7 protein-coding genes are annotated in these 6642 nt (G+C 41.5%); 5 read left to right on the plus strand and 2 right to left on the minus strand.

Features of this window, described 5'->3' with window-relative positions:
• The first annotated feature begins 22 nt into the window (after window positions 1-22).
• Window positions 23-1477: a tRNA uracil 4-sulfurtransferase ThiI gene (gene thiI, locus CXF78_RS06990; protein WP_059744317.1), complete on the plus strand. Its 1455-nt coding sequence runs from the start codon at window positions 23-25 to the stop codon at window positions 1475-1477.
• Window positions 1478-1668: 191 nt separating this feature from the next.
• On the opposite strand, the gene CXF78_RS06995 is transcribed toward thiI, so the two are convergent.
• On the minus strand, window positions 1669-1893 hold the full coding sequence (locus CXF78_RS06995; RefSeq protein ID WP_011638233.1) for a hypothetical protein: 225 nt from the start codon (window positions 1891-1893) through the stop codon (window positions 1669-1671).
• A 179-nt stretch (window positions 1894-2072) separates the two neighbouring features.
• Here CXF78_RS06995 and CXF78_RS07000 point away from each other — a divergent pair, with 179 nt between their 5' ends.
• The 4 genes from CXF78_RS07000 to rlmM all read left to right on the plus strand — a co-directional run bounded on the left by CXF78_RS07000 (window position 2073) and on the right by rlmM (window position 5416).
• Window positions 2073-2984: a transcriptional regulator GcvA gene (locus tag CXF78_RS07000; protein WP_011638232.1), complete on the plus strand. Its 912-nt coding sequence runs from the start codon at window positions 2073-2075 to the stop codon at window positions 2982-2984.
• Window positions 2965-3675 carry an alpha/beta family hydrolase gene (locus CXF78_RS07005; RefSeq protein ID WP_102036368.1) on the plus strand — a complete coding sequence of 237 codons (711 nt, stop codon included), beginning with the start codon at window positions 2965-2967 and terminating at the stop codon, window positions 3673-3675. The genes CXF78_RS07000 and CXF78_RS07005 overlap by 20 nt, the downstream gene beginning before the upstream one ends.
• A 175-nt stretch (window positions 3676-3850) precedes the next feature.
• Entirely contained in the window at window positions 3851-4231 is a 381-nt protein-coding gene (locus CXF78_RS07010; protein ID WP_011638230.1) for a DUF423 domain-containing protein, read from the plus strand.
• Between the two features lie 96 nt (window positions 4232-4327).
• Window positions 4328-5416 carry a 23S rRNA (cytidine(2498)-2'-O)-methyltransferase RlmM gene (gene rlmM, locus CXF78_RS07015; protein WP_011638229.1) on the plus strand — a complete coding sequence of 363 codons (1089 nt, stop codon included), beginning with the start codon at window positions 4328-4330 and terminating at the stop codon, window positions 5414-5416.
• Window positions 5417-5518: 102 nt separating this feature from the next.
• Here rlmM and CXF78_RS07020 read toward each other — a convergent pair whose 3' ends face one another.
• Window positions 5519-6529 carry an isocitrate dehydrogenase gene (locus CXF78_RS07020; protein ID WP_011638228.1) on the minus strand — a complete coding sequence of 337 codons (1011 nt, stop codon included), beginning with the start codon at window positions 6527-6529 and terminating at the stop codon, window positions 5519-5521.
• Window positions 6530-6642: the final 113 nt, after the last annotated feature.

Genomic DNA, 6642 nt, shown 5'->3' on the forward strand with positions numbered 1-6642 from the left:
TGGTTATACCTGTGGACGCCCCATGAAGTTTATTGTAAAGCTGTACCCTGAAATTATGATGAAGAGCAAGTCGGTAAGAATGCGCTTTACCAAAATGCTTGAAACTAATATACGTAATGTGCTTAAAAATGTGGATGAAGGTGCAAAAGTACAACGGTTATACGATCGTATCATCGTGCAAGTACCGAGCGATAAACCTGAATTGTGTGACGTTTTTGCAGAGCGACTAGCTTGTATTCCAGGTATTGCTCATGTGGTGCAAGTGAGTGAGTACAGTTTTGATTCGATCGATCATATTTATCAGCAAGCTTTGCCTAAATACCGTGATGAAATTGCCGGTAAAACTTTTTGTGTCCGCGTAAAACGTTCTGGTAATCATGACTTTAATTCAATTGATGTTGAGCGTTATGTCGGTGGTGGATTAAATCAACACACTGAGGCGCTAGGGGTAAAACTTAAAGACCCTGACGTAACCGTTAATCTTGAAATCAATCAAGATAAGCTTTACATGGTTGAACGTCGCATTCAAGGTTTAGGCGGTTTTCCTATGGCGACACAAGAAGATGTGTTGTCACTTATTTCGGGTGGTTTCGATTCTGGTGTGTCGAGTTTTCAGTTTATTAAGAAAGGCGCTCGTACCCATTACTGTTTCTTTAATTTAGGTGGCGCTCAGCACGAAATTGGCGTTAAGCAAGTCGCGTATCACCTGTGGAAAAAGTACGGTGAGTCTCACAAAGTACGTTTTGTGTCAGTGCCATTCGAGCCCGTGGTTGAAGAGATTTTAGAGCGTATTGATAACGGTCAAATGGGTGTGGTACTTAAACGTGTAATGATGCGTGCAGCGACACGTATTGCTGACAAATACGGTATTCAAGCGTTAGTAACAGGTGAGAGCTTAGGTCAAGTATCTAGTCAAACACTGACTAACCTAAATGTTATCGATCGCAGTACCGATTTATTGATTTTACGCCCGCTTATCGCAATGGATAAACAAGATATTATTAATCAGAGCCGTATTATTGGCACTGAAGATTTTGCGAAGTCTATTCCCGAGTATTGTGGTGTGATTTCACAAAAACCTACAGTTAAAGCGGTATTATCTAAGGTTGAAGCAGAAGAGCTGAAATTCTCTGAAGATTTAATCGACCGTGTAGTTGCGTCTGCTGTGGTAATGGATATTCGTGATATTGAAGCTGAAATGAACCAACAAGTGACCGAGACTGAAACGGTTAAAGACGTGGCTTCAGGTGAAATAATCATTGATGTTCGTGCTCCTGAAGAAGAAGAACGTAGCCCATTATTAATTGATAATGTAATGGTTAAAGCGATTCCATTCTTTAAGTTAGCGACCCAATTTGCCGATTTAGATAAGTCTAAAACGTATTTATTGTATTGTGACCGTGGTGTGATGAGTAAGCTGCAAGCCTTATATCTTGTAGAGCAAGGCTATACTAACGTTAAAGTGTATCGTCCTTAAGTCTTCGAAACGACATCGTCTTTACGGTGTTGTGACTTGGAGCTATTTGGGTGACTTATCCTCTTTCGTGTTGGTTGAAGCGGTGAGCTGGAGCAGTAATACGCTTCGAGTGAGACGAACCACAGACAATAAAAAACCGCATTTAATGCGGTTTTTTATTGTCTCAGTAACGTGCTTAAGATGAACTGGCTCTAATTAGCTTGAACCGCTTCTGAAGTTTTTTGTTGTTCATCATTGTCAGCAACTAAAATGCTGTTAACATCATAATTGATATCAATTTGCATCGCTTCAATGCTTTGCGATAATTCAGCATGTAAATCGATCATATCGATAGGTTCTAGTTCAGTCGCTTGAGCAGAAGATAAACCCATTATGGATGTTAACGCGACTGCAAAAATAGTGTTTAGGTTGAACATTGGGGGTGAGCCTCCAGGCTAATAAGTCACATTTGCCGGACTATCCCAGTAACATCGTAGAGATTGTCCAACTGTATTTTCAATGATGCTAATTTAACCAAACACAGTGTTCTTTACAAACGACAAAAAATAACGATAATCATTAGAAAAACTAATTAAAAAACGAGAGATTGATCACTATGTCTAGACGATTACCTCCTTTGAATGCAGTTAAAGCATTTGAAGCTGCAGCACGACATTTGAGCTTTACCCGCGCCGCAGAAGAGTTGTTTGTCACTCAGGCTGCAGTGAGTCATCAAATTAAAGCATTAGAAGATTTTTTAGGGCTAAAACTGTTTAGGCGTAAAAATAGATCATTATTGTTAACAGAAGAAGGCCAAAGCTATTTTCTGGACATTAAAGACATTTTTATTGAGCTCGGCGAGGCGACTAATCGCCTGCTTGCCCGAAGCGCGGTGGGATCGTTAACGGTGAGCATGTCTCCGAGTTTTGCTATTCAATGGTTAGTGCCTCGTTTAGCTAAATTTAGCGAAAAAAATCCTGATATTGATGTGCGTATTAAGGCGGTAGACAGTGATGCCAGTTCGTTAACGGATGATGTCGATGTGGCTATTTATTACGGTCAAGGTAATTGGCCTGGACTACGTGCTGATAAACTGCGTAATGAAGTGCTGATTCCCGTATGTTCGCCATTATTACTCAATGGTCCTAAGCCATTAATTCAGCCTAGTGATTTAAAACTCCACACTCTATTACATGATTCCAGCCGTCAAGATTGGCAGGCATGGTTTAGACAATGTGGCGTGACTGACATCAATGTCAATCAAGGGCCTATATTTAGCCATTCTTCATTGGTGCTACAAGCAGCTGCGCATGGTCAAGGTGTGGCATTAGGATATAGCGTACTAGCAAGACCTGATATCAAAGCTGGGCGCTTAGTGTGCCCGTTTTCTGAGGTGCTGGTGAGCAAAGATGCTTATTATTTAGTGTGTCAGCAAAATCATTCTGAAATAGGTAAAATTTCAGCTTTTAGAGAGTGGATGGTTGATATGTTTGCAGAGGAGTCGCGTAGTGAGTTGCTTACCGGATAATACGCCAGTGTTAGCTGATGATTTTCTTTTGCAAGGTCCTAAAAGTGACACTTTGATTGTTTTTGCTCATGGTGCTGGGGCGAATATGCATCATCAATATATGACTTCGATGACCGATAAGTTAATCGCTCAAGGCTATCAAGTGTACCGATTTAATTTCTTGTATATGCAGGCCAATATGCAAGATGGTAAACGCCGTCCGCCTGATCGAGCACCTAAATTACTGGCGCACTATGAACAGGTGCTGCTAGATATTCAACAAAAAATGACGCTGGGTCTTATTAATTGTCAGCGAATAATCTTAATGGGCAAGTCAATGGGTGGCCGTATGTCGACAATATTGACCAGCTCAGACCATCAATTACAACAACCTCTTGTTAAAGATGTTGCCAATAAAATTAGTGCAATTGTGTGTTTAGGCTACCCTTTTATTCCCCTCAAAGGTGGAGAACCACGACTTGCGCCTATTCAGCACAATTCAATTCCGATGCTGATTGTTCAAGTTGATCGAGATAAATTTGGCGATCTTCAACAAGTACCCAATTGGGCTTTGGGTAAACATGCCGAAGTCTGTTGGATTGGTGATGGTGACCATAGTTTGCAACCGCGAAAATCTTCTGGTTATACCCTTGAGGGCAATCTTGATCATGCCATCGAGAATATTAGTCAGTTTATTACCCGATTAGGTTAATGCTGTAACGCTATGTTTTACGCATATGCGGTGTCTACTTTGCTGATAGCTTGATCAACCCCAGCATCAATATTAACACTACATGAATACTAACGGTGATGGTTTAAGTCACGAAAGTCAGCTTGCTTCAATAGTATGATGCATTGTCGATTTATGTTGTATGAGGTTAAGTAAAATGAATAAAGGTCTATTATTGTTTGCCACATTAAGTGGTTTTATGGCTGTAGCACTGGGGGCTTTTGCTGCTCATGGGCTTAAAACTATCGCACCACCGGAATTAGTGAGTATTTTTAAACTCGGGGTCGATTATCAGTTTTATCATACCTTCGGATTGATTGCATTGGCTTTTTCTGCTCATTGGATCCCATCTAAGTTGATCAACTGGGCTGCTTATAGCTTTATTGCTGGGATAATATTGTTTTCTGGTTCGCTATACCTTTATGCCTTTACGGGGGCTAAATGGATTGGCCCAATTACGCCTATGGGCGGGTTATGCTTCTTAGTGGGGTGGTTGTTATTTGCTGCGGCGATTTGGCATGCAAAATCAGCAGAATAATGCCTTAGCTAAATTCTCCCACCTTGAGCATTTTTGAGTATAATAGCGAGATTATTGTCTCGCGATTATGCGAATATCTTTACGCTAAGGCTCCAAATGAAAAACCTATTCCTATTTTGTCGCTCAGGCTATGAAAAAGACTGTGCAGCAGAAATTCAACAACGGGCAACTGAATTAAATGTGGGTGGTTTTGTTAAAACCAACATCAACGATGCCTATGTGATCTATCAATGTTTTGACGATAATGGTGCCGATACGTTAGTTAAGGAATTGGCGCTTAGTTCATTAGTTTTTGCGCGTCAGATGTTTGCCGCTGGTGAGTTGTTGAGTGATTTGCCTGAACAAGATCGAGTAGGGCCTATTGTAGCTTCATTGGCCGCGCTCTCAAAATGTGGTGAGCTACGCGTTGAAACGCCTGACACCAATGAAGCAAAAGAATTATCTGCATTTTGTCGCAAATTGACAGTGCCGTTACGTCAAGGTTTAAAAAAGAGCGGCGCATTGCTTAACGCTGAAAGTGACCGCCGTCCAATTATTCATGTGTGTTTTATCGGGCCTGGCAAAGCGTATGCGGGTTATTCGTTAAGCCACAATAGTTCGCCACACTTTATGGGTATTCCTCGGTTAAGAATGGCTGCAGATGCGCCTAGTCGTTCAAGCCTTAAGCTAGACGAAGCTTTTGGAGCTTTTTTAACTAAAGAAGAACAAGAAACACGTTGTCGTAGTGGGTTAAATGCTGTTGATTTAGGCGCTTGTCCTGGTGGTTGGACTTACCAATTAGTTCGCCGTGGGATGATGGTTGCTGCCGTTGATAACGGTCCAATGGATCCAAAATTGATGGAAACAGGCCAAGTGAAGCATTACCGTGCAGATGGTTTTCGTTTTGAGCCACCACGTAAAAATGTGTATTGGTTAGTGTGTGATATGGTTGAAAAGCCAGCCCGAGTTGCTGAATTAATGGAAGCATGGGCGATTAATGGTTGGTTTAAAGAAGCTATTTTTAATCTTAAGTTACCAATGAAAAGCCGCTATAAAGAAGTTAGCGTGATTTTAGAAACCATTGGTGCCATTTTAACTGAAAATGAAATTGATTTTAAAATGCAGTGTAAGCACCTTTATCATGACCGCGATGAAGTGACCGTGCATTTATGGATATTTCCTGAAAAGGGTGTGAGCTACGCATAAAAATACTATTGCGCCGCTAACAAAAAGCCCCTTATGCAACATTGCATAAGGGGCTTTTTAGTTAATGACAGATAACTCAGTCATTAACGTAACCATATGGAATTATCCTAGACGATCGAGTACCGCTTGAGTGAAGTCGGTAGTGCCGTGAGTGCCGCCTAAATCGCGGGTAGTACGGTCGCCTTCTTCAATAACAGCTGATACTGCGCTACGGATCATCTCAGCTTTATCAGACATACCTAGGTATTCTAGCATTTGAATCGACGCTAAAATTACCGAGGTTGGGTTAGCTAAGTTTTTACCTGCGATATCTGGTGCACTGCCGTGTACCGCCTCAAAAATAGCGGCATCGCGACCGATGTTTGCACCTGGAGCCATGCCTAAACCGCCTACAAGACCGGCACATAAATCAGACAATATATCGCCAAATAGGTTAGTGGTCACGATAACATCAAAGTTTTCTGGGTTCATAACCAGTTTCATACAAGTGGCATCAACAATCATTTCTTCGGTGGTGATGTCTGGGTAACGCAGGCTCACTTCACGTGCCACTTTCAAGAATAAACCTGAAGTTGATTTCATGATGTTGGCTTTATGAACGATAGTCACTTTTTTACGATTTTCTTTACGTGCAAGTTCGTATGCGAACGTGGTGATTTGCTCTGCACCTTGACGAGTAATGATACTGGTCGCTTCGGCTGTTTGACCATCGTCAGAGATTTTTTGGCCTAAGCCTGAGTACATACCTTCAGTGTTTTCACGGACGGTAATAATATCAATGTTCTCGTAACGCGCTTGGGTTCCCTTAAATGAAATCACCGGGCGCACGTTAGCATAAAGGCTGAACTTTTTACGTAAGCTCACATTAATAGAGGTAAAACCTTCACCGACAGGTGTGGTTAATGGTCCTTTAAGCGTAATGCGATTTTTCTCGATAAGGTCTAAAGTACGTTGCGGTACTAATTCACCGTGTTTTTCTAACGCCGTTAACCCTGCATCAGCAAATTCATATTCAAAGTTACATCCTGCTTTATCGAGGATTTTTAATGCTGAATCGATAATGCTTGGGCCAATCCCATCACCTGGGATCACGGTTATTGTACGTTTTGACATGAATAGTCCTTCCACGGTTGTGGTTACTGCAATTGATAGACCGCATATATGACACGGCTAGGTGACGATAAAAAGCGTCGTTTTTCTGCGGCGTATTTTAACGACTTTTAATG

Source organism: Shewanella sp. 11B5, assembly GCF_002836795.1.
GTDB lineage: Bacteria > Pseudomonadota > Gammaproteobacteria > Enterobacterales > Shewanellaceae > Shewanella > Shewanella frigidimarina.